Below are 22,324 nucleotides of genomic sequence, written 5' to 3' on the forward strand. Positions count from 1 at the left end.
AAAGATGGGATTTTAGACTGCTTGAGAGACTTGGAGAATAAGAAATGACAAAAACCAAAAAGCTTGCAATGGAATTGCCTAAAGAAGGGCGTTTTATCAGTTCTGAATTTCCCATTTTGCGTGAGAACTTGACAAAACTTGATCAAGCCATAATGGAAGTTGAGGAAAAGCTAGACGAAAAAGCCCCTGCAAAACACACGCATAGCATAGGGGATGTTGCAGATCTTGAGGCAGCCCTCAAAGGCAAAATGGCAGCGGATAAAACCTTCACTTTAACCGATTTGAGTGATATCGAGGGTGCACAAGATGCCGCTAACAATTATGTTCTCTACAAAGCAAGCAACAATCATTTTACCTTTGGCAGTGCTGTCTCACTTCTTGGAGCACACCAACATAAAATTGAAGATATTGTTGGTCTTGATAGATTTAGAGCCAAGATTAACGAAGATCTGACAAGCTATGGGCGCTTAGCGCAAGCCAATGAATGGCAGAATTATAACAAATTTACCCGCAAAGTGACCATTGCTGGTGGTTTGGAACTCATAGGTAATTCGTCATTGAATCTCATGCATAATGGGGAAATCGTCACAAGTCTCAGCATCACGGGCAGCAAGCTTAAAGGACCGCTCAAGGTTGATGGTGCGGAAGTTTTTAGCAAAGATGAAGCTGTTGTTGCTCTTCAAGAAATACGTGATGAAATCACAAAACTGAGGAAAGCGACCTCTCCCCTAGAAGTTCTTGTAACAGAAAGTGGTCCCATTCCATGGCCTGAAGGTGTTAGCGATAACACCGATATCGAAATATGGGCTTGGGGTGGAGGAGGTGGTGGTGGATATGGAGGCTGGTTCAAAAAACCACTTAATGGTGGTATTAGCTACTATGGTGGTGGTGGTGCTGGTGGAGGCCGAGCTGTGTATGTTAAAATCAAAGCTTCACAGCTAAGATCGGCAAAAGCTATTGAAATTGGTCGAGGAGGCCGCGGTGCATCTTCGGGAGGGGGTTCCTACGCTGGTGGTTATACACGCATTGCAGGAATTATTATAGCATATGGGGGTGCAGGAGGAGGTGATGGTGCCAGTGGCCGCGGCGGCGTACCAAATTTCAATGGTGGCCGTGGCGGCGATGCTAGTTTTAATGGTTATAGAGGGAGCTCTTTTATTTATGCCGGTGGGAATGGCGGCGATGGGGGGAGTGGGAATGGCGGAAACTCTTTTTTTGGTGGCGGTGGGGGTGCTGGTGCTCAGAATGGTAACGGTGGTTATGGCGGAGAGAGCCAGAAAGGTGGTCATGGTGGTAAAGGCTGCAATGGCAGTGGACAAGGAGGTGGCGGTGGAGGTGGTTATTTCCTAGGAGAAGATGGTAGTTCTGGTAAAGGTGGCAATGGTGGCAACGGAGCAGTGTTGTTGAGGTTTTTTATATAGGAGTTTTTATGGAATATGCAATTGTTGAAAAGGGTGTGGTAACGAACATTATTATTGCCTCAGAAAATTATGTTCATGCCTTTGATGGTGAGGCTATTGCTTCAAAGGAAGCGCAAATCGGCTGGACTTATAAGGATGGGGTATTCTCTCCTCCCATCATTGATGAAGAAAAAAATTCTTTGTCTTCTGAAAAGGCTGAGACAGACGCATCAGTAGAATCTATGAAAGAACGATAAGAGAAAGATGAACAAGCTTAGTATAATTGTTGAGAATAGATTATATAATCAACATTGTTGGACGCAAGCTTATTGTGTGATAGCTTAATCTGTATCATTTTCTTTTAAAGTCTTTCTCAAAGGGGTTTCAAAGCCTTTTTAAAGGAATTTTTTGACTGACAGTGTCAGTCTTATGCGGTTTGATCCTTGTTATTATTGTTGCTTTATTGATTTGGAGCGCAAGATGGCAACAGAATTTAATCATGGTATCCGCATTGTTGAGGCTGGTGAAAGCTCTAGGCCGTTGGCAACATTTGATCAGACGGCGATTGGCGCGGTTGTTACAGCCCCTGATGCTGATGGACAAATTTATCCGGTAAATGAACCTGTTTTGGTTTTTACCCATGAGACAGAGAAAATCCAAAAGCTGGGGACAAGGGGCACAGCGCTTGATGTGATTAACGCTGTATGCGCGCAAGGGGTTGAGGCCAAAATTGTTCTTGTGCGGGTGGAGGAAAAGTCAACAATTTCTGAGACACAAGCCGAAATGGTGGGGTCCAAGGCTGCCTTAACCGGTGTTCATGCTTTGACCCATGCGCGTGGGCATTTAGGGGTTGAACCTGGAATTTTATTGGCACCGGCTTATAGTGCAGGGCGCCTTGATAATGGTAAAAACCCCGTGGCTGACGCGCTTGAACAGGTGGCTGAAAAGCTGCAAGCGATTGCGGTTTTTGACACAGGGGGCAAAAACACCGAAGAAAGCCTTGTTTATCGCGCCGATTTTTCCTCACGCTTTTGTTATTTGATTGACCCCTTCGTGCGGGTGGCAAACGGTGAGGGTGGTTATTGTATTAAACCGGCAAGTCCCTTTGCCGCAGCGATGTTTATCAAACGCGATAAGCAAAAGGGGGGTGTTTTTTGGTCTCCTTCAAACCAAGATGTGCACGGCATTTTAGGCACAGCGCGCCCCATTAGCTATTTTGATGGCGAAATCGATCATGAGGCAAATCGCCTTAACCAAGCCGATATTGCCACCTTTATACCGGTACGGCTTAGTCAAAACGCACAAGGAAAGATGGCTGCTAATGGACGGATTTTATGGGGCAATCATACCACATCTTCTGATCCGCTTTGGCGCTTTGTCAATGTGGTGCGCACCCGCGCAGCACTGGAAAAGACCATCATCAATAGTTTCCGCCCTTTTGCCAATGACGAAAACCTCACCGGTCAACATGTCATTGCCATTACGAGAAGTCTCACGCAGTTTCTTGATGATATGATTGCTCGTGGGGCCCTGCTTGGTGGACGTGTTTGGTTTGATCGCGATTTGAATTCCAACAGCACTTTACAATTGGGCAAGTTGCGGGTTGAATTTGATGCCGAAGAGGTGCCTCCTCTCGAAGATTTAAGTTTTGGGAGCCGGCGCAATGGCGCTTATTTTGACCGATTGGCTGAAGACATCCAAAAGAAAATGACCTACCAATTTGGCGATACGTTAGAGAGCTATCGCAAAGCAGCAAGGAGTGAAGCATGACTTTACGGATTGTTCGTGGTTTTACCCTGATTGTTGATGATGATGTCAATCTTCATCTTGATCTTGAAACGCTGAAACTGCCCACCTTAGAAGAACTCACCGAAACCTATCAACCGGGCGGTTCTGATATGCAAATTGATGTGAGTGGTCTTGGTGTGAAAGCTTTAAGCTTGCAAATGAAGATCCGCAGCCATACCCCCGAAGTTATCGGTATCTTTGCTGGTCCCCCTGGTCTTCGTCATAAATTTACCGGCAAAAAACATGTGGTGTCTGAAGAAGATGGCCGCGAGCATGAACATTCCATTGATGTCACAGGGCGCTTGGTCAAAGTCGATAGCGAAGGGCTTTCTGCTGGAAAAGCGACGGGCTATGATTGTGAGATTAAGAATATTTGGGACTATAGCGAATATTGGGATGGTGCTGTTTTGCATCGCTTTTCGTTTAAACGGGGCGGTTGGCTTGTGCGCAATGGGCAGGATATTGGTGGGCGCAGGCGCTCTATCCTTAATTTATAGGCCTTAATTTATAGGAAACTATGATGACAAATTTACAAACAAGCATTGCTGTGGAATTGCAAGTGCCCATACTTTATCAAGACAGTGATGGCAAACAAGCAACACGCAATAAATTAACCTTTTATCGCCCCACCTTCAAACATGCCAAGCAATTGGCAGTGTTGATTGGACCGCAATTGACAAAATTGCTGGCTCCAGAGCTTGGCGAGCAGAAAACGCTCTCCAATGATGTTCTGCTTGTCAAGCTTTCGCAAGTTTTGTTCACCAATGAAGCAACAGAAGGCATCACAGCGCTTTTGGCGGATATGTCCCATGAAACGGTCGAACTGATTGATCGGATTGATACTGTTGATATGATGGCAATCTTGAAGGCTTTTTTTGCTTTTTTTATGGGACGCCAATCCCTTATGCTGGACAATTTGGAGCCGAATTAGCGCTTCATTTTCGTTGGTCGGCTTTAGAGATCAACCAGATGGATTGGCTGGATGTCATTTTTTATCGCAGTGAGTTAGCACGCTTGAAATCCCAAGAATATGAACAGCAGATGTTGGAATAGGAGCTGTTATGGATGTTTCCCTTGTTGTGCGTTTTGTCAATCATCTGCAAGAAGGGATAGCCTCTGCCAAGCGCGATTTGCAAGCTTTTAGTGCTGATGTTGCCCATTTGCAAAAACAAACGCGCCAGCATTTTCAAAAATGGTTTGATCCTCAACATCTTGAGGATGCAACCAAGAACGCTGAACTGGCTTTTATCCAAGCGCGAGGGCGCATGGTGGGGGCGATTGCCCAAACCGCAACCTTGATTGCGCCCCTCTATAAGGCCATGCAATTTGACCAATCGATGAAGGGCTTGGAAAAGGTTCTTGATGCGCCTCTGCATCGTTTAAAGGAATTGCGCCGTTTTGCTCTTGAGACCTCAACCAAAATCCCTTTAGCTGCACGTGAGGTTTTGGAACTGATGACCAGTGCCAGCCAAGCGGGGATTGGCGAGCAAGATCTGGAAGCCTTTAGTCTTTATGCTGCCAAAGCGGCTGTGGCTTTTGATATGACGGGGGACCAGATTGGCGAACGTTTTGCCAAATTGCGCAATGTCTTTAAACTCAGTCAAACGGGCATCGAAGAGTTAGGCGATGCCATCAATCATCTCTCCAACCATATGGCGGCTAAAGCCAGTGAAGTGTCTGATTTTACCAATCGTGCCACCGGTGCTGCCACCATGTTTAAGCTCACCGCCCGTGAAACGGCTGTTTTTGGTACGGCGATGATTTCTGCGGGGATTGTCCCTGAGAGTGCGGCGCGTGGTTTTAATGCGATGAGTTCGCGTATTCAGGCAGGGGGCAAACATATTGAAGATGCTTTTGCCAATATTGGGCTGTCACGGCAAAAGTTTCTCCAAGACCTCGACAAAGATGCCACCGGCACGTTAGTGCGCTTTTTTGATGTTTTAGCCAAATCCGAACAGGGTATGCGTTCCCTGATTGCCATTGCTGGGCGCGACTTTACCGGTGACTTTGCCAAATTGGTTGGCAATCCAGAATTGTTAAGCCAAGCGCTCGAATTTGTTCAAGACCCCAAAGTCTTTAAAGGCTCCGTAGAGCAAGAAGCAGATAAACAAGCAACCGGTGCCATCCGGCAATTTGAACTTTTACAAAACCGCATCGTGGCTTTGGGCATTAGCATTGGCAACGTGTTGTTGCCCCATGTTAACAGTTTGATGGAAAGTGTTGGAAATTTTATCAATGGCTTGATGGCATGGGCCAATGCCCATCCCGCCTTAACCAGTGCGATTGTCAAAACCATTAGCACCCTGATGGCTTTTAATATTGCTCTGCGGGTATTGCGCTTTACCATGGCTGGCACACGTCTTGGGCTTCTTCAACTCATGACTTCTTTTGTTAAGCTTGGAACGCTTAGTCGTGCCCTTAAAATCAATTGGCAAAGCTTAATCGCTTCAGGGCGCTCTTTGGGACTCATGGCAGCAACTCTTGGTGGAAGCACGCTTCGTCTTCTGCGACCCATGACTTTGTTGGTGGCAGCCTTTCGCGGGCTTATGGTCTTGAGTTCCGCCTTTGCTGCTGCTTTTGGCTGGGTTGGCACAATTGTGGAAGTGGTGGCTGCTGGTATTGCTTCTGTTGTGGGTGCTGTTTTTTCCCCGATAGGGGCTTTGATTGCCGCTGTTGTGGCAGTGATCATGGCGGCTTGTTTTGCCTTGTGGAAATATTGGGATCGGTTTTCCTCTTTTGTCAAAGGTTTTGCTCGCGGGCTGGTCCATGCTTTTGGCCGTATCTTTGAAGCTGTCATGCGCTTTTTTGGTGCTGATACCGCAACCATTACAAGATGGAAAAACATCCTTGCTGCTGCCTTTGACTTCTCTGAACATTGGCAAAAGTTCAAACAGGAACTTAGCGCTGTTGGCGAGTGGTTTGGCAATGCCTGGGAGGGTTTTAAGCAAAGCATTGCCAATTTTTGGAGCTGGTTGGGCAGTTTTTTTGCCCGCGAAAAGCTCTCAGAAGAAGCCAAAGCGGGTATGGAACAGGCCGGAGAGGATCTTGCCAATGGGATTGTCGATGGCTTTCTGTCCTCCATCACAAAGTTGGCTGATTTTTTTAAATCTTTATCTGGTCGCATCAAAGGATGGATTGGTTCGATTGATATCTCTAACATGTTTCATTTGCCCAGTTGGCTTGGTGGCAAAACAGCTTTGCAGCCAATTGTACAATTTGCCGGTCACTCGCAAACCAGCCCTGTGACAACGCAGGCAACGGACAAAAACAAGCAGAGCGCATCCGTTTATCACCATCAAAATGTCACGGTGCATGTCAATGGGGCGCGTGATCCTCTTGCTACCGGCCGTGCGGTAAGTCATGCCCTCCAACGGGCAAAAGCCAATGCCTTGCATGGCGGCACAGAATAAGGGGGAGGGAGAAGCAATGAGGGGAGAGAAGCAATGCAAGATCCTTTGATGATGCTAGGCCCGCATCAATTTTATGTCGATTGGCTGAATTTCCAATACTTTGAAGAAGAGTTTTCCGCCTCATGGGTGTCTATGGAGCGTTTTGGCAAAGCCCCCAGCTTGCAATTTACCGGCTATGGCAATGATGCCAAAACCATCCATGGCGTATGGTTTCCAGAAGAGTTTGGTGATTGTATAGCCATTGATGCACTCACTATGACCATACGAGCAGCAAAACCGGTACAGATGCTTCGTTGGGTCAATGATATAAGCTATAGTGCCATATTCCATGGTCCCGTGGTGATCACCTCGATCACCAAAGACCACGATTATATCAGTCGCTCTGGTCAATCGCAGCGTATCCGTTATTCCATCAGTCTGTTGCCCTTTTTTGATGGGGGCAAACCACAAGGATATTTCCAAGAGGGACGACAGCTATGAAGCTACCAGTAAAGCACATTGTTGTAGAGTTAGAAGATCTCAGTCTCGATCTGATTTGCTTTCAACATGCCATGGCGGTGTTAGGAGACCGTCAACAGGCTGGATTCTTAGAGGGCTATTTAGAAGCCACCTTGAGAGCCAATTCAGGGATTGCCCAATATGGTGCTGTTTTGCCACGGGGTTTAGAGATCACTTTGCCTGAATTTGTCTTTGTTCCTCCTCAAAGCAGAGTGAAGCGGTTATGGGATTAAGGCGGAGCACTCCTTTTATTGAGGTTAAGGTTGGAGAAAAAACCGTCCATGAGGTTTTCTACCAGCGTCTTCTTAGCGCCACCATTACCGATCATGCCGGCAATGAAGCCGATCGCTTTGAAGCGGAGTTTGATGATAGGGACAATGATTTAGAGGTTCCACAAAAGAACAGCACTCTGCAGGTGAAGTTTGGTTATCAGGACAGCATCAGTGCTGTTATGGGGCGTTTTGTTGTCGAATCGGTTGTCAGTATCGGGGGCAGTGATGGAGAGATTTTACGCCTTTGCGGCAAAAGCGCTTCGATGCGTGGCGAACTCAAAGAACAGACAAGTGAGCATTTTGACAATCAAACCATTGGTGAGATTGTCGAAAGCTTAGCCAAGCGTCATGGTTATCAATCCAAAGTCGACCAAGAGTTTTATAGCAAAACCTTGCCTTATGTGGTGTGCACCAATCAGTCGACAATTGATTTTTTAACCCGCCTTGCGGAGCGTATGCAGGCACGTTTTTTTATCAAAGACAATAAGTTTTTATTTTTAAGCGGCAACATTTTACCGGCAATCACTCTTGCCAAGCATGATTGTTCCAGTTGGGAATTTACCCTCGAGCCACGCACCCAATATGGCAGCGTTGAATCAACCTATTTTGATCGCTCGCAAGGAAAACAGCTGTCTGTCAAATATCAAACGAATCTCCAAGGCCCCACACGGCGTTTGCGTGGTTGCTATCCTTGCAGAGAGGAAGCTTTGGCTGCTGCCGCATCAGAATCAGACCGGCTGTGCCGTGGTATGGGCAGTGGTTCTTTGGCTTTAGAGGGGCGTCCAGAAATCATGGCCGATCAACCTCTCATTTTGCAAGGGTTCCGCGAGCAAATCAATGGAGCATGGAAAGCCGCAACCGTCACCCACCGCTATGAAAAACAAAGCGGCTATACCACAGAAATCACCTTAGAGGCACCAGAGAAGGGAAAAGAGCCATGGGAAAAGTCAACCTCGTAGAATGCCGTGCACAAGAAAATCAAAAAGTAAAGTTTACCCTTTGATCGGTGATGCGCATGTGAATCAAAGTGGAAACATTGCACTTTGGTTTGCTGATGAGAAATAGGGTCAAGTTGACCGAATTATTTGTTATCATGCAATAGGTGCAAGTTGCCCCAATTGCTCAAGGAAGCGATAATGCATTTTTAAATCACAATATATAAAGTGTGAAGGGGATAAAAAATCAAAGGGTCAACTTGACCTTTTGATTGATGATGATAGGCATTTGAAGAAATTGGTGTAGGTTGTACCAAGTGCGTGAAGATGAGCAATAGGGTAATGTTTACCCAATTCCTTACACCAACAATAGTGCAAACATTGCACAATTGCATGCTAAAGAGCAATAGGGTCAAGTTGCCCCAATTGCTCAAATGCTTTTTCTCTTTTTAGTAATATGCTTGGGATAGGAAGAAACGATTATTCAATTCCCCTAAAAGAGGCAATAAATGACCTTTGAAAGGCCTTTGAAGACCCTTTGAGAGCCCTTTGAAAAAATGAAAATCCTTTGAAAATGAGGTTATTTTTACAAAATATGATGCAAATGATACAAAATTTGTTGGTCTCTGCATGCATATTTTATAGATTTTAGATGTCAAATAATGGGGTTATTGGAAGAGATGAATCATCTCAAATTGTGATTCTGGGTAGAGAAAAATAAGACTCATGAAAGAGGCTCTAAACACCTCTTAAAACTTCTTTGAGAATCGTCTAAAAAGACCTTTGAAAAAAATGAATTGCTGCAAAACCTAGTGTCAAATTGTGCAAAACCTAGTGGCAAGCTACAGCAAGCTACATACAGCAAGCTACAATAGGTTATTGCTAAGATAAAAATGAATGGTGGGTGATGAGGGGATCGAACCCACGACCCGCTGATTAAGAGTCAGCTGCTCTACCGACTGAGCTAATCACCCACAGCTTATTAAAAAATAAGAATAAGCGGTTCTATAACGCTCCTAAAAGAAGAAGTCCAGATGGTTTTGTTGCTTTATTATATGAAATCGTAAAGTCGATAGTTCAATTAGTTGTATGGTTAAAAATATGATACACCTCTTGATCTTATGTAAAAATAGTCCCATTATAAGAAGCTCTGTAAATAAATGTTCTGATTATTATGCGGTGCTATAGTTGGAGGATCGTCGAGCATAATGCCTGAAAAAAATTCAGAAGAGCCCTCTTGTAGTTATAAGCAGTATACGCCATCGCTCTATTTTATAAATTTTATCAGTAATTATCTATGTTTAAGAAATATTTTGTTTTCTTTGAATGCAATGTTTTTGCGTTCAATGTTCTTTATCAATTGCGCGTTTTTTACGCGTTTTTAAGTTTTTAAAAGGTGAACTATGATGGAGTGGGTCACTGATCCCCATGTGTGGTTTGGTTTGATCACACTGATTTTTCTTGAGATTGTTTTAGGAATAGATAATCTTGTTTTTATTGCAATTTTAGCGGAAAAATTGCCGTTGCATTTACGTGATCGCGCACGCTTGATAGGACTTACTTTAGCGTTGGTTATGCGACTTTTTCTCCTCACAGTTATTGGATGGGTGATGAGTGTCGATACAATAATTTTTTCATTCTCATTTTTTGAATTTAGTTGGCATAGCCTTATTTTAATTAGTGGTGGAATTTTTCTCTTGGCAAAGGCAACGTTAGAGTTACATGAAAGGTTAGAAGGGGTATCGCACGAAAGAAAAACAGGCATTGGGTATGCTGTTTTTTGGCAAGTCATTGTTCAGATTGTCGTACTGGATGCTGTTTTTTCCCTCGATAGCATTATTACTGCAACAGGTATGATTGCAAAAGAGCAGGCGGTGGTTATGTATATAGCAGTTATTGCTGCTATGGGGGTGATGATGTATGGATCTGGCGTTCTTATGCGCTTCATTAATCGCCATTCCACCATTGTCATCCTTTGTCTTGGCTTTTTGATGATGATAGGCTTTACTCTCATTGTTGAGGGATTTGGCTTTCATATTCCAAAAGGGTATTTATATGCTGCTATTGGTTTTTCTGTTCTCATTGAGGCTTTTAATCAAATTGGACGTCGTAATCGTGAGAAAATGATTACAACAAATGATCTTCGTGGTCGAACAGCTGATGCTGTTTTGAAGCTTTTAGGAGGCGGAAACAAAGACGGTCATCTTGGAGAGACTGTAGATGTCATTGCAGAACAGGCAGCAACTTCTGAGTTGTTTCGACCAGAAGAAAAGGAGATGATTCGTGGTGTTCTCGATTTGGCTGATCGGCCTGTTCGTTCTATTATGTCGCCGCGCAATGAAATTGAGTGGTTGGATTTGAACAGCGATGAGAATGAAATGCGTGAAAAACTACAACAAGTTAAACATAGCCGCTTAATTTTAGCGCGTGAAAAAGTGGATGAATTTGTTGGTGTTGCTTTGACAAAAGATCTTCTTTTAAATTTGGCTGAGGGAAAAAAAAATCAATTGGAAAAAAGCTATGCGGGAACCTCTAGTCGTTCATGAAAATACAAGTGTTTTGCGATTGATGGAGCAATTACGCCATTCTTCAATTCAGCTTGCAATTATTGTTGATGAACATGGATCTTTTGAAGGAATTGCAACACCAACAGATATTCTTGAAGCCATTGCTGGTGATTTTCCTGATGATGATGAAGAACCCATGATCGCAGAGCAACTTGAAAATGGAAGCCTTCTTGTGGAAGGATATGCCGATATCCGCCGTTTAAGTGGTTATCTTGGACGTGACCTTGTCGATGAAGCAGATCGTTATACAACTCTTGCAGGATTTATGCTTTGGCGGTTTGGCCATTTACCCAATGAGGGGGAAAGCTTTGAAGCTGATGGTTTGTGCTTTAAAGTTGTTGAAATGGATCGCCGAAATTTATCTAAAATCCTTATTTCTCCACTTGGATAAGAAGAAAGGAGTGCATTATTCTGTATATAAGGTGATAAGAAATATCTTCTTATTATAGAGTGTGAAAAGGATGTGGAGAGGGGTAAATCAATTTGGTTATCACTCTTTTTAAGAGGTTTTTGTGCAGGCATTTCGATATGCAAAAGGTAAATGGGTTAATAAATTTTTATGTTTAAAAAGGCTTTTATGAGTATCTGCTTAAGGAAGGCGATGCTGCATTATTTTTGTGAAGTGATCTTTTATTTGTTTTTATGTGTTATTTTTAGAAGTTTCTTTTATTTTTCTTTATCATAAGAAATTATATAGAGGAGATTACATTATAAAATAATAATTTCAATGTTCAATAGAGGAAACCGTTTCAAGGAAGATTATAAAAATCGTTATTTTTTATACGAAATTTATAAGATAGAATTTTAGAAGAGCTTTTTAAAGAAAATTGAAAGATCAAACGTTTTCATCTATTTTGTATCGTGGAATTAATATGAAAAAGAAAGGCTTTGAGGCAATATAAAAAGATAAATTAAAGATAATGGTTGTATTGATTTTATACGAGATAAAATCGAATACGGTTATTGTTATTTACATATTGCAAACAAGAAAGCTATGGTTTCCTTTTATTTAGGTGGTATCTTTGGGAACTGTTTGCAGTATTGTTGAGCTTCAAAAATTGCTACAATAAATAACGAAATGATGAGTGGTATGATCAAATAGAGCATTCTAAAAACAATAAGTGCTGCAACAACATCTGTTGGGTTTACGTTCGGCATGCCTGTTATGAATAAGGCTTCTAGAACCCCAATCCCTCCGGCAGGAGCGTTAGAGAGGAGAGTTATGGTAAAAGATGCTAAGAAAACACCGAGCACAGAAATAAAATGAATATCTGTATTATGGGGGAGGACAGCGTATATAATCCCTGCTGCTGCTAAAAGCTCTAGGGGGCTGATGAGAAGTTGTTGGATAACAATTTTTAATTGTGGGTAGGAAAGTTGAATTTTTTTACTCAAGCGTAAGGGGGGAAATTGAAGCCAGCTGCCAAAGGTATAAAGTGCTATACAGCCAAGAAGAATTGCACCAGCTGTTGTCCCAAGCCATTCGGGAAATTCATTATGAATAAGCTTGATAATTTCAGGCTGCAAAATCAAAACGATCCCAAAAAGTAGAATTGTTCCTATCACAAAGGTAAAAGAGCAAAAACCCACCAATATAGCAATTTCTGTTCCATTTAATCCTTTTATTTTATAGGCGCGATAACGTACAACTGCACCAGAAAAAACGGAAGCACCAATATTATGTGAAAGAGCATAGGTCGTAAATGAACATAATGCGATAAAAAACCAAGAAATTTTATGACCAAGATGTTGCAAGGCAATCCGGTCATAACCAGCAAGAGCAGCATAGGCTAAAAGAGAGCAAAAACTGGCTAACAGCCAGTCTTGTGTATTTAAATTGCTCAAGCGTTCTAATACATCACCAAAAGAAATGGTAGAAAGTTTCACATAAAGAATGCGGATAGAGATCAGCATTGCTAAAATACCAATAGATGGCCATATAAACTGCTTTAGTTTCACGCTTCTTTATCCATTTTATATTTTTGTAAATTCATTACATGATTATGCACATTTTTTACAGATCTTTGTTCTGTTATATGTTCAATAATACCGTTAGCAATTTCTTTGTCATCAGTTACTACGACATTCGCACCCAAATCAATGAGATAAGTTGTTTCTACATCGGATAGTGCATGCGTTATTATTTGAATATCCTTTTTTATATTACGGATATTAATTATACATTCTCCTACTTCAATGGTACTTCGCATTGTAATAACAACTTTGTGTGCATTACTCATATTTGCTGCGTTCATTATTTCTTGTTGAATGATATTGCCACAAATGACTTCGAAGCCATCTGCAGTTGCTTTATCAGCGAGGCGTTTTGATTCTTCGATGATTACTACAGATTCACCTCTTTTTATTAAAGATAATGCGATACATTTACCAATACAACCATAACCAATAATCACGATATGGTTGGTTTTTAAGGTCATTGGTAAAAAATCCTGGTCAGAATCTTGTAGATCAATATCAATGATTGTTTGTGTATCTTGTAAGCTTGTAGGCAAGTTTTCTAGACGTTTTTTAATTTTATCACAGGTAATAAAAACAAGGGGATTGAGCAAAATAGAAAGAATTGCTCCTCCAAGAATTAAATCATGGGCATCATTGTTTAAGAGTCCTAAACTCAAACTTAAACCGGCAAGGATAAAAGAAAACTCTCCGATTTGGGCAAGGCTTGCAGAAATGGTCAAAGCTGTTGCGTTGGAATAGCGAAAAGCTTTGACGATAAAAAAAGCAATAACAGATTTTCCTAATATGATAATAAAAAGCGTTGCTAAGAGAGGAAAAAAATGCGTCAAGAGTTTTCCTGGGTCAAATAACATACCTACAGAGACAAAAAAAAGAACAGAAAATGCATCTCGGAGTGGTAAAGATTCTTCTGCTGCACGATGGCTTAATTCTGACTCACTCATAACCATGCCTGCAAAAAAGGCACCAAGAGAAAGAGAGACGCCAAATAAATGGGCTGCTCCAAACGCTACTCCTAATGCAATGGCAAAGACGCTTAGACGAAACAATTCACGTGATCCAGATTGTGCGCTTATTTTTAATAACCACGGGATAACACGTCGTCCGATAACGAGCATAAGAGCGATAAAGATGATGACTTTCAAGATGGTGAGACCAAAAATCCCCCAAATACTTAAATCTAACCACTGAACAAGAGGATCAATCGCTTCCTTTTTTGTATTGCTAAGAACGTTTGCTAGTGATGGTATGAGAACAAGAATAAGGACCATTGCCAAATCTTCAATAATCAACCACCCAACAGCAATGCGTCCTTTTTCTGTTTCAATAAGATGGCGTTCTTGCAAAGCACGCAGCAGAATAACCGTACTTGCTATTGATAAAGCTAAACCGAAGACTAAACTACCGCTAAGACCCCATCCCATGATTAAACCAAGGCATAGACCTAGAAAAGTAGAAAATGCCATTTGTGCAATGGCTGCGGGGATTGCAATCGTTTTTACCGATAAGAGATCTTTTAATGAAAAATGAAGCCCAACACCAAACATAAGCAGAATGACACCAATTTCCGCAAGTTGGTTGATAATAACAGAATCTATTCTAAAACCACCTGTATTGGGCCCTACAATAACACCGGCTAACAGGTATCCCACAAGTGGTGAAATACGCAAACGGCTAGCAATCATTCCTAAAAGAAAAGCTAAACATAAGCCAGCAACAATAGTTGTAATGAGTGGTGTGTCATGGAGCATGGATTATTTACGATTTTTTCTTTAAAAAATAAATGAGTTGAAACAATTGTAAGTTTTTTATGAAAAGAAATGGATAGTCTATCATATAAAGTAGCATGGTATGTTCATTTTAGTTTCGTGTTTATACGATTATTCCGTTTATGCCACCAATTTCCTAACAAGAGTAAAAGAGGGGCGGCAATAAAGATAGAAGATGATGTTGCAATAACAATCCCAAAGATCATGGGGACTGCAAAACTATGGACAGCACTGCCGCCCCATATCGCCATCGGTAACATAGCAAGAACTGTGGTCGCCGATGTAAAGAGACAACGGATAAAAACTTGGTTAATTGAAAGATCAATAAGTTCGCGCAATGGCATCTTTTTATAAAGACGCATATTTTCACGCATTCGATCATAGACAACAACCTTATCATTTATCGAATAACCAACAATTGTTAAAAGAGCAGCGATGGCTGTTAAATTGAAATCAAATTGAAATAAAGCAAAAAAACCAATCATTTTTGTTGTGTCTAAGATAAGCGTTACAATTGCTCCAACGGCAAAGAACCATTCGAAGCGTAGCCATATATAGAGAGACATAGCAATTGCAGCGAGAATAACAGCAGTAAAAGCAGCTGTGGCAAGTTCACCTGAAATTTTTGGACCAACGACCTCTATTTGATCAAATGTGGCATCTGGATAGATATTTTGTACTGCTGTTTTGACTTTATCGATGACGATGGTTTGTTGTGATTCGCTGCCGCTTTGTTTCTGCATACGAATCAACACAGTGTTTGCATTATCAATATTTTGTAATGTAATTTCACCAATGTTGAGGGTAGAAAGTTTTGAACGCAAGGTTGCTAAGTTTGAGGGCTCTTTTGTGGTAATACTCATTTGGCTTCCACCAATGAAATCAATTCCAAAATTTAAGCCAGGTTTTAAAAACAGAAAAATTGAAGCAAGTGATAAAATAATTGAGATGCCAATACCAATGAAACGTGCTTTCATAAAGCGGAAAGTTGTATTTTGTGGGATGATGTTGAAAATAGAGTGAAGATGTAGAGTTTTCATTTTCCATTTACGGATTACCCAAATCATCATGATACGCACAATGGTGATATTCGTAAACATCGAGATGATGATACCAAGCAACATTGTTACAGCAAAGCCGCGAACAGGACCGGTACCAAACAAAAACAATAAAATAGTTGCGATAATTGCAGTAATATTGGCATCAACAATGGTCGCAAAAGCATGTTTGAAGCCACGATCTAAGGCGGCAAAGGCGCTTATACCTTTTCGACTTTCTTCACGAATGCGTTCATTGATGAGAATATTGGCATCAACAGAGATACCGATTCCTAAAATAATACCAGCAATACCTGGTAGTGTCAGTGTTGCACCTAGAAGACTGAGCGCAGCAAATGTTAAAATAGTATGGAATGCAAGTGCTATATTCGCAATCATCCCCCAAACTCTGTAGAGAAGAAAAATAAATATTGTCACAAGAACGAAGCCGATTATACCGGTGTAAAGTCCCATTTGAATTGCATCAGCACCAAGATTTGGACCTACAGTTCTTTCTTCAATGACGGTTAGTGGAGCAGGTAAGGAACCAGCGCGCAGTAGAGCAGCGAGAGTTGATGCTTCTTTGGCGTCAAAGTTTCCTGTAATTTGACCTTGTCCGTTGGGAATGACGCTATTGATAGTAGGAGCAGTCAAAACTTTGTTATCGAGAACGATTGCAAAAGGACGGTTAATATTTTGTCGCGTTATTTCCGCAAATATTTTTGCACCAGCGGAATTCAGAGTGAATGAAATAATAGAACGTCCTGGTATTTGTGGGTCAAAACCTGCACGGGCATCTTTCAGGACATTTCCATCTAAGGCGATTTGATTATAAATTGCATAATGTTGTGTTTCATCAGTATAGCCAGGAAGGATTGAAACACCTGCTGGAGGGTTGTTGATATTGATATTGGAGGGCACCAGATGAAAGGTCATCTTAGCGGTTGTTCCTAAAAGATCACGCAGCTGCTTTGGGTCTTGTAAACCTGGCAATTGAACCATAATACGATCAGTCCCTACCTTTTGGATGGCTGGTTCAGTAACACCAACTTGATCTATACGGCGACGAATGATTTCTAAGCTTTGTTCAATAGCATTGCTTATACGATCTTTTATACCGGCTTCTGTTAATGTAATATGGATAGTTCCATTTTGAGAACTGATAACAATATCATCGGCTGTAGCGCCAAAACTACGATGGATAGGGGTTATCAATGTCTTCAAAGCAGAAAGTGCTTTTTCAATTTGTAATGGATCAGAAACAAGCACAACGACGCTATCTTCAATGATACGAGCACTTGATGTTGGGATTTGTTTTTCACGCAGTGTGTTACGCACATTTGCTAAAATTATGTGTAATTGATCGCGCTTTAACGTTTTGCTATCGACCTCGAGGAGGAGAGAAGAGCCGCCTTGAAGATCAAGCCCAAGTGTTACACGGGTATTCGTTAAGAATTGTGAATTTTTCACCTGTTCTTGCGAAAATAAATTGGGTAAGGCAACGTAAATGCTGCTTAAAAGGATCAAACAATAAAGAGTAGTCAACCAACTGGGTGTACGCATGATATATTCCGCTAATAGGTAATCTTAAGAGTTATTAATAAAGGCAAGGCTAAGATAAGAGTATCATTTTATAATTCAATCAAGAGGAGGGGCACGTTTGTTTGAAAAGTATTGTGTTTTAAGGTTTCTAAATGGTGTGCAAATAACTATGACAACGATTAAAAAAAGATTCAGTGTTAGGATATTTTGAAAGGTAGCATTAGGAAGAATAGGATTTGTATGAAATGTTGCAAAGTTTTTATTTTCAGTTGTTAGAGTATTTAATCGATGAAGTTGATGGTCTTGTGGATCAAGGCACTTCGTTTTTACTATATTATTTTCTTGGGGTTGTTTTATTAAATAAGCATCTGCCTCTAGATTGTTGATCAACAACATGCCAAAGCCTGACAGAAGAAGCCAGAACGTAAAAGGAAAAAAATCTTCTTTTTTGCAAGAGAGCTGCAAAAAACGCATGCTAAAACGCCTTCTTTAATTTTGTTGTGTTCACTCTGACTATTATCAACAGTTCTCTTTCTTCTCTTATCAGTATTGTAGGGTAAGGGAAAGCTTATAAATTATTCTATAAAAGTTGAAAATATTTATTCCATGCAATATTCTAAAAAAAGGAGGGGTAGATTCCTAATTTATACATTAAGGTAGATATGTATTTATTTTTTAGAAAAAAGATACGCATACTTCTCTTTGTTTTTTTGATTATCGTTGTTTCTCCCTCTTGTACATGGGGAGATCTTTGGTCACAGAATGCAATCGTTGAACAGGCAATGGACTCTCAATCGATTGATGAAATTATTCAACAGCAACAGCTTGTTATTAAGAATCTTGAACAAAATACAGAAACTTTAAAAAAAGATTTTGAAAATAAATTAGAAGACGAGAATGCTTTGGCAGAACTGCGCTCTCGTGCGCGAGATATCAGTAAACGGGCTATAGAAGAAGCTTTTATTTTACGTGCTCCCCTTAATGATATTAATGTGCGTCTTGATCAATTGACGGAGCTCTATGATGGCGTAGAAAACTTGAAAAAAATAGCTAAGGAGCAGTCTCAGTTGATGGAGAAAAAAGCTGAGATTAATAGTATAGTGCTTCGGTTTGAAACACTGTTTTTGGCTACAAATAGAATATCTGAACTTGCTATTTCTCAATCTCGAGAACTTTTTAAACGTACACTTACGCATAGGCTCACGTTTTCAATCCCGATGATTAAGCATCTCGTCCAGAAAACAAAAGAAGCCTCATCTGATTTTCTTTTACTTTTGAACTCTTGGTGGAATTTCATATTTTATTTCAAGTTTTTACAGTTATTTCTTTCCTTTTTGATTCCACTTTTTGTCGCTTTGGGACTTTCGTATTTTTCTCGTAAAGTTCTCACATATGTGCATGATCACTTTGCTAAAAGCAATGAGGAGATATCTTATTTACAACGTTTATTGGTCGCTTTTATTTCCGTTCTCTTACCCTCGCTTGTATGTATTTTTTGCGTTTATCTGGTATTATTTTTGTTTCGTAGTTTTAGTTTGGAGCTAGGGGAGCTCACAGCAGTGTTTGATATGGTAGGCTATCAAATTATCTTAGTCTTTTTGATAAATCGTTTAGCCGTTGTTCTTTTAACATCAAATATAAAACAAGAGTATCTTTTCAATGTTCCCCCGTCGGTAGCATACCAATTGGTGATTTTGCTCACTTTTTTAGGTGTAATTTTGGCATTTGATGCTGTTTTCGATAGTATTTATCAAATAGTTTCAGCTTCTCTTTCCTTGACAATTGCAAAAAGTTTTATTGCTGTTTTTCTTGTTGCAATACTGTTGTTTATTATCTCATTTGTCCCTTTGCGGTTTAGTAGGATTTCCCAAGGCCAAGAGAGAGAACCGTACTTTTGGCCATTTTATATACGTGTTCCTCTGATTGTCTTGGGAATATTGCTGATTGTGATGAATTTTTTAGGCTATGTTGGTTTTGCGCGTTTTCTTGTGCAGCAAATTGTCATTGGAGGCGCATTTTTAGTCCTCATGTATTTGGGGATAAAAAGTGCGCAAGCAATTGGGACTAAAGGACAATTTATGAAAACGATTGTTGGTCATAATTTGATGCGATGGTTCCATTTAGAAGAGAAAACAATGAATCAATTAGGGGGCGTTTTGAGCATTTTCCTTAATTTATTTGTTATCATATTTTGTGCAATGCCAATTGCCGTACAGTTTGGATTTTCGTACTCCGATTTGAAGGCAGTGTTGTGGCAGTTGATGACTGGTTTTCAAATTGGGAATGTCTCTATTTCTTTGATTTCTGTCGTTACAGGAATCGTTGTCTTTTTTGTTTGTTTTTTTGTCATTCGTCAATTTATTGGTTGGTTAGATAGCACGATATTATCACATGGTGAATTCGATTCTGGTGTGCGTAATTCTATCAAAACCGTTATGAGTTATAGTGGTATTGTTCTTTCTGCTTTGATAGGATTATCGATGGCAGGTTTGGATCTTAGAAATTTTGCTCTTATTGCTGGTGGGCTTTCGCTTGGCATAGGTTTTGGTTTACAGAATATTGTGCAAAATTTTGTATCTGGGCTTATTATTTTAGTTGGAAGACCATTTAAACTGGGGGATTATGTGGAATCTGGCTCAGTAGGTGGTATTGTTAAACGTATTAGTGTGCGTGCAACAGAACTTGAAACATTTCAGCGTAAGACGATTATTATTCCTAATTCAAGTCTCATCAATAATAATGTTAGTAATTGGACACGACATAGTAAAATGGGGCGGATTGATATCCCTATTACCGTTTCCTCCAATATTGATCCAGAACGTGTTGTTGAAATTTTGTTAGAGATTGCTTCTGTAACAGAAGGGGTTTTGAAAAATCCTACACCGCAGGTGAATTTTACTGCATTTGATAGTAAGAAATTTTCATTTAACTTGACTATTTATGTGCCTAATATCACCTTACCTTCTAAGGTAACAAATGCTCTTCACTTTGTGTTATATAAACGTTTTGTTGAAGAAGGAATCTTGGAATGCTAAAATATGTTTGCGTTTTTATTGTAATTGCGCTGTTGGATGTTTTAGCTCTTCCAACTTTTGCAGCAACTGTAAAGAACACTGATTTAAAGGTACAGTCTCTCGTCATTCTTGAAGGCAGTAATCCCCTAAATATCTCGTTGCATCCTCATCAAACTGTTACGATTTGCATGAAGGGGTGTTTTATTACTTTTCCTAATAAAGATCGTTTTGCAGTCAAGCCAGAGGATAATATAGAGATCAGTCAGGGGAGAGCAATTTTTAAGTAAAATTATTTAAAATTTTTGTTATCAGATAAAATTTATAAAATCCATAATGTTACTATTGTATGTTTTGATAATAGCATTATTAACAAGTAAAATATAAAGGCCTGATTTTAGATAAGACGATGGTATTTTACATACATTGTCTTTTCAATAGAGTAATTTATTTTAAAATGTTTTATCCACTATAAAATATTGAATAGATAGTTGTTATTTTATAAAATTTCCCAATCGAATAGACGATTGAATAATATTTTATGTTTTTTAAAGGAGATAATTTATACAATGAAATATCAAAATTGTTATTTTTAATAAAAATAAAACGAATTTTATCGTGTATTATAAGTATTTATTAATAGTAATCATATTTAAATAATTAAAATTTATTTACTAAGCTTAAATTTTGATGTAGTTATAAGTATAAGTCTATCTTTAAAGGAGTATATATAATTTTGCAGCATAAGATTTGATAGCACTTTGGTTTTACTAAATGTGATTTTTGATTATATTTTAATAATAGCAATGGGGTATAATTTTATGAATACAAGAATTATAACAACTTCCGTTTTTGCTTTGGTTTCATCTTCTATAACACACTCTATAGCACAGGCAGCAGATGTGGTGGTGCCTGATAAGCCAGCGCATGTTGTTTCAGCAATTATTTCTCCTCCCCAATTTTCTTGGGCAGGTTTTTATTTTGGAGGTCAAGTTGGTAGTTTGTCGAGCAAAACTTCTGCTATGGCGCCTGATATTGATACTGTTTTTGATCCTGATGAGAAAAATAAAAATAAGGAATGGGTACCAGTGGAAAAACAATATATGCCTGAGCTTTCAGGGTTTATAGGTGGTCTTTATGCGGGCGTTAATTTTGATATCGGTCATAATTTTATTTTTGGTATTGATACAGATATACTTCTTACGGGTGTAAAGGATACAATAACGAAAGAATTTCCTTTTATGGTAGAAGCTGGAGAGCATGCAGGATCAAAACCTGGAGAAAATGGAAAATCTAGAGGATATTATACTAATGAAAATGAAGATGAAAGTGATAGTGAAAATGATGGGAATGATTATAGCAAGAGAAACATAAGCTTTGGGAGCAGCGGAGCAAGTGAGCATAATAAATTTTCTCGGCGAGTTGTAAGAAGTGAAGAGAAGTTAAAAGAAAATCAGGTAGTCTTTCACCATTCTTTAAAACAAAAATGGACTGGTGCTACACGGGCGCGTATTGGTTTTTCTGCTGGTCGTATTATGCCTTATCTCTCTGGTGGTATCGCTTATGGGCAGTTTCGTGATTTTATATCGGTCTCAATTACTGGAGAAGTTCCCTTGAATGAAACATCAGATGTTACAAAAACCATGTTTGGTTATACCCTGGGTGGTGGTATTGATTTTGCAATGACAGATAATCTCATTATGCGTGCGGAATATCGTTACTCAGATTTTGGTAAAAAGAAATTCGATGACAAAATTGAAATTAAATATAAGACGAATGATTTTCGTGCCGGAATAGCTTACAAATTCTAATTTTTACAAGATTAAATTGGTTTTAAAGGCCCTATCTTTGGATAGGGCCTTTGTTTTTTCTGTACTGTCAATATTATCTTTGTACTGGGAAGGAGGATATTGGTTTTTCATTTTTTAAAATGGAACTTTTGTGGATCATAGGGAGTAAAATGCATGATCAAAAGAAGTTATGATTCGTAATTGAAAGAATCACCATAGTTTTTTTGCTAGTATTAAATGCTCTAATTCTCATGAAAAATATTTTTAAAGAAAGCTTAATTTGTCATTCTCTAAAAGCTATTAATCTAAAAGCTATTAAAAAGAGGAA

Annotated in this window: 16 protein-coding genes, 1 tRNA gene and 1 pseudogene; 13 read left to right on the forward strand and 5 right to left on the reverse strand. The window is 39.8% G+C overall.

Annotation, left to right across the window (positions count from 1 at the left end; genetic code table 11):
• Positions 1–44 precede the first annotated feature (44 nt).
• The 9 genes from NMK50_RS04920 to NMK50_RS04960 all read left to right on the forward strand — a co-directional run bounded on the left by NMK50_RS04920 (position 45) and on the right by NMK50_RS04960 (position 8,327).
• Positions 45–1,421 (forward strand): Bgr_08870 family protein, encoded by a 1,377-nt coding sequence (locus NMK50_RS04920; protein WP_254771087.1) that lies wholly within the window; start codon positions 45–47, stop codon positions 1,419–1,421.
• A gap of 8 nt (positions 1,422–1,429) precedes the next feature.
• Positions 1,430–1,657 (forward strand): hypothetical protein, encoded by a 228-nt coding sequence (locus NMK50_RS04925; RefSeq protein WP_254771088.1) that lies wholly within the window; start codon positions 1,430–1,432, stop codon positions 1,655–1,657.
• Between the two features lie 223 nt (positions 1,658–1,880).
• Positions 1,881–3,170 carry a phage tail sheath C-terminal domain-containing protein gene (locus NMK50_RS04930; RefSeq protein WP_254771188.1) on the forward strand — a complete coding sequence of 430 codons (1,290 nt, stop codon included), beginning with the start codon at positions 1,881–1,883 and terminating at the stop codon, positions 3,168–3,170.
• On the forward strand, positions 3,167–3,685 hold the full coding sequence (locus NMK50_RS04935; RefSeq protein ID WP_254771089.1) for a phage major tail tube protein: 519 nt from the start codon (positions 3,167–3,169) through the stop codon (positions 3,683–3,685). The genes NMK50_RS04930 and NMK50_RS04935 overlap by 4 nt, the downstream gene beginning before the upstream one ends.
• 23 nt (positions 3,686–3,708) lie before the next feature.
• A complete protein-coding gene (locus NMK50_RS04940) occupies positions 3,709–4,119 on the forward strand; it encodes a hypothetical protein (protein WP_254771189.1) in 411 nt (136 codons plus the stop codon).
• A 130-nt stretch (positions 4,120–4,249) separates the two neighbouring features.
• Positions 4,250–6,598 (forward strand): phage tail tape measure protein, encoded by a 2,349-nt coding sequence (locus NMK50_RS04945; protein ID WP_254771090.1) that lies wholly within the window; start codon positions 4,250–4,252, stop codon positions 6,596–6,598.
• A 33-nt stretch (positions 6,599–6,631) separates the two neighbouring features.
• The gene (locus NMK50_RS04950; protein WP_254771091.1) at positions 6,632–7,078 is read left to right on the forward strand and encodes a phage tail protein; all 447 of its coding nucleotides are present in this window, start codon (positions 6,632–6,634) and stop codon (positions 7,076–7,078) included.
• Entirely contained in the window at positions 7,075–7,329 is a 255-nt protein-coding gene (locus NMK50_RS04955; RefSeq protein ID WP_254769893.1) for a tail protein X, read from the forward strand. Before NMK50_RS04950 ends, NMK50_RS04955 begins: the two co-directional genes overlap by 4 nt.
• A complete protein-coding gene (locus NMK50_RS04960) occupies positions 7,320–8,327 on the forward strand; it encodes a phage late control D family protein (protein WP_254771092.1) in 1,008 nt (335 codons plus the stop codon). Before NMK50_RS04955 ends, NMK50_RS04960 begins: the two co-directional genes overlap by 10 nt.
• Before the next feature lie 874 nt (positions 8,328–9,201).
• On the opposite strand, the gene NMK50_RS04965 is transcribed toward NMK50_RS04960, so the two are convergent.
• Positions 9,202–9,277: transfer RNA gene (locus NMK50_RS04965), tRNA-Lys, on the reverse strand.
• 429 nt (positions 9,278–9,706) lie between these two features.
• Here NMK50_RS04965 and NMK50_RS04970 point away from each other — a divergent pair.
• A pseudogene (locus tag NMK50_RS04970) lies at positions 9,707–11,261 on the forward strand (TerC family protein).
• Positions 11,262–11,875: 614 nt separating this feature from the next.
• Here the strand turns inward: NMK50_RS04970 and NMK50_RS04975 are convergent.
• The 4 genes from NMK50_RS04975 to NMK50_RS04990 form a co-directional block, all read right to left on the reverse strand.
• Positions 11,876–12,829 carry a lysylphosphatidylglycerol synthase transmembrane domain-containing protein gene (locus NMK50_RS04975; RefSeq protein WP_254771093.1) on the reverse strand — a complete coding sequence of 318 codons (954 nt, stop codon included), beginning with the start codon at positions 12,827–12,829 and terminating at the stop codon, positions 11,876–11,878.
• Positions 12,826–14,598: a cation:proton antiporter domain-containing protein gene (locus tag NMK50_RS04980; RefSeq protein ID WP_254771094.1), complete on the reverse strand. Its 1,773-nt coding sequence runs from the start codon at positions 14,596–14,598 to the stop codon at positions 12,826–12,828. The genes NMK50_RS04975 and NMK50_RS04980 overlap by 4 nt, the downstream gene beginning before the upstream one ends.
• 104 nt (positions 14,599–14,702) lie before the next feature.
• Positions 14,703–17,216: a protein translocase subunit SecD gene (secD, locus tag NMK50_RS04985; RefSeq protein WP_254771095.1), complete on the reverse strand. Its 2,514-nt coding sequence runs from the start codon at positions 17,214–17,216 to the stop codon at positions 14,703–14,705.
• Positions 17,217–17,291: 75 nt separating this feature from the next.
• Positions 17,292–17,669 carry a hypothetical protein gene (locus NMK50_RS04990; RefSeq protein ID WP_254771096.1) on the reverse strand — a complete coding sequence of 126 codons (378 nt, stop codon included), beginning with the start codon at positions 17,667–17,669 and terminating at the stop codon, positions 17,292–17,294.
• Between the two features lie 188 nt (positions 17,670–17,857).
• Here NMK50_RS04990 and NMK50_RS04995 point away from each other — a divergent pair, with 188 nt between their 5' ends.
• The 3 genes from NMK50_RS04995 (at position 17,858) to NMK50_RS05005 (ending at position 22,017) form a co-directional block, all read left to right on the forward strand.
• Positions 17,858–20,230: a mechanosensitive ion channel domain-containing protein gene (locus NMK50_RS04995; RefSeq protein ID WP_254771097.1), complete on the forward strand. Its 2,373-nt coding sequence runs from the start codon at positions 17,858–17,860 to the stop codon at positions 20,228–20,230.
• The gene (locus NMK50_RS05000; RefSeq protein WP_254771098.1) at positions 20,224–20,496 is read left to right on the forward strand and encodes a hypothetical protein; all 273 of its coding nucleotides are present in this window, start codon (positions 20,224–20,226) and stop codon (positions 20,494–20,496) included. The genes NMK50_RS04995 and NMK50_RS05000 overlap by 7 nt, the downstream gene beginning before the upstream one ends.
• A 531-nt stretch (positions 20,497–21,027) precedes the next feature.
• Complete coding sequence (locus tag NMK50_RS05005; protein ID WP_254771099.1) at positions 21,028–22,017, forward strand: outer membrane protein; 990 nt, start codon at positions 21,028–21,030, stop codon at positions 22,015–22,017.
• The last annotated feature ends 307 nt before the right edge of the window (positions 22,018–22,324 follow it).

The sequence above is a fragment of the Bartonella harrusi genome (genome assembly GCF_024297065.1).
Lineage (GTDB): Bacteria > Pseudomonadota > Alphaproteobacteria > Rhizobiales > Rhizobiaceae > Bartonella > Bartonella harrusi.

Excerpts from the sequence above, each read along its gene's own strand:
- NMK50_RS04920 (WP_254771087.1), top strand. The coding sequence starts at position 45 with ATGACAAAAACCAAAAAGCTTGCAATGGAATTGCCTAAAGAAGGGCGT.
- NMK50_RS04925 (WP_254771088.1), top strand. The coding sequence starts at position 1,430 with ATGGAATATGCAATTGTTGAAAAGGGTGTGGTAACGAACATTATTATT.
- NMK50_RS04930 (WP_254771188.1), top strand. The coding sequence starts at position 1,881 with ATGGCAACAGAATTTAATCATGGTATCCGCATTGTTGAGGCTGGTGAA.
- NMK50_RS04935 (WP_254771089.1), top strand. The coding sequence starts at position 3,167 with ATGACTTTACGGATTGTTCGTGGTTTTACCCTGATTGTTGATGATGAT.
- NMK50_RS04940 (WP_254771189.1), top strand. The coding sequence starts at position 3,709 with ATGACAAATTTACAAACAAGCATTGCTGTGGAATTGCAAGTGCCCATA.
- NMK50_RS04945 (WP_254771090.1), top strand. The coding sequence starts at position 4,250 with ATGGATGTTTCCCTTGTTGTGCGTTTTGTCAATCATCTGCAAGAAGGG.
- NMK50_RS04950 (WP_254771091.1), top strand. The coding sequence starts at position 6,632 with ATGCAAGATCCTTTGATGATGCTAGGCCCGCATCAATTTTATGTCGAT.
- NMK50_RS04955 (WP_254769893.1), top strand. The coding sequence starts at position 7,075 with ATGAAGCTACCAGTAAAGCACATTGTTGTAGAGTTAGAAGATCTCAGT.
- NMK50_RS04960 (WP_254771092.1), top strand. The coding sequence starts at position 7,320 with ATGGGATTAAGGCGGAGCACTCCTTTTATTGAGGTTAAGGTTGGAGAA.
- NMK50_RS04980 (WP_254771094.1), bottom strand. The coding sequence starts at position 14,598 with ATGCTCCATGACACACCACTCATTACAACTATTGTTGCTGGCTTATGT.
- secD (WP_254771095.1), bottom strand. The coding sequence starts at position 17,216 with ATGCGTACACCCAGTTGGTTGACTACTCTTTATTGTTTGATCCTTTTA.
- NMK50_RS04990 (WP_254771096.1), bottom strand. The coding sequence starts at position 17,669 with ATGCGTTTTTTGCAGCTCTCTTGCAAAAAAGAAGATTTTTTTCCTTTT.
- NMK50_RS04995 (WP_254771097.1), top strand. The coding sequence starts at position 17,858 with ATGTATTTATTTTTTAGAAAAAAGATACGCATACTTCTCTTTGTTTTT.
- NMK50_RS05000 (WP_254771098.1), top strand. The coding sequence starts at position 20,224 with ATGCTAAAATATGTTTGCGTTTTTATTGTAATTGCGCTGTTGGATGTT.
- NMK50_RS05005 (WP_254771099.1), top strand. The coding sequence starts at position 21,028 with ATGAATACAAGAATTATAACAACTTCCGTTTTTGCTTTGGTTTCATCT.